This is a genomic window from Chromohalobacter sp. 48-RD10 (assembly GCF_029889785.1).
In the GTDB taxonomy this organism is placed as follows: Bacteria; Pseudomonadota; Gammaproteobacteria; order Pseudomonadales; family Halomonadaceae; genus Chromohalobacter.
The window spans coordinates 1-1,032 of record NZ_JARANX010000165.1 but is presented as its reverse complement, the minus strand read 5'-3'; the positions used below and the strand labels follow the sequence as shown (position 1 = coordinate 1,032).

Below are 1,032 nucleotides of genomic sequence, written 5' to 3'. Positions count from 1 at the left end.
GATCTACTCGACGACGATCCTCAGGCGGCACTCGATGCCTATCGCTATCGCCTGCTGACCCCCGAGATACGCCAGGCCATCGATGCCGACGGCGGTAACTCGCTGGTCGAGCCCGCACTGAAGACGCTGTTCTCGCCCGACGCGCGCCCGGATCCGCTACGCGACCCGTTCGGACTGCTCGATGCCTGGCTCGAGGAGCGCACCACGAGTCGCGTCACCCCGCGCGATGGCCGTTTGAGCATCGATATCGACGGCCAGCGTTTTAATCTATTGATCGGCAAGCTTGCTACCTCGCCCTATGCGCCTGACGCTCAGCAGCGCCTGACGACGGCATTGGCGGATTTTCAGGCCAATCACCCCGAAGCGACACTATTGCGCTCGGGGTTGATCTTTCATGCTGCGGCCGGCGCCGAGCAGGCCAAGCACGAGATCTCGACCATCGGCCTGGGCGCGTTGCTCGGCCTGATCGTAGTGCTGCTGATCGTCTTTCGCTCGCCGCGCGTCCTGCTCGCACTATTGCTACCGCTAGGCAGCGGCCTGCTGATGGCGCTGACCCTGACGTTGGCATTGTTCGGCAGCCTGCACTTGCTGACGCTGGCCTTCGGCGCCAGTCTTATCGGCATCGCCATCGATTACGCCCTGCATCTGCAGAGTCATCGGGCCATCGCTGGCCGCGCCTTTCGCCTCCGCGCCCTGCTGCCCGGACTCGCACTGGGCTTGGCATCGAGCCTGGTCGCGTACCTCGCCCAGACCCTTACCCCGTTGCCGGGCCTGCGCCAGATGGCGGTTTTCGCCGCACTGGGACTACTGGGCGCCTGGCTCTCGGTAGTGCTGTGGCTGCCTCGCTTGCATCTACCCATCTCGCCGGCCACCGCGCGCCTGGCGACACGCTGGGAGCGCCTCACCCGCTCGCCGTGGCACCTCAAGCCCGGCATCGTCGGCGTGGCAGCGGTCATACTGGTGGCGGTCTGTGCCTGGCGCCTGCATAGCGACGATAGCCTGCGGCTGCTCAGTTCCTCGCCCGATGCCTTG

1 pseudogene is annotated in these 1,032 nt (G+C 65.8%); it reads left to right on the top strand.

Features of this window, described 5'->3' with window-relative positions:
• Nucleotides 1-1,032, top strand: a pseudogene (locus OP496_RS17965) (hypothetical protein); the annotation flags it as partial.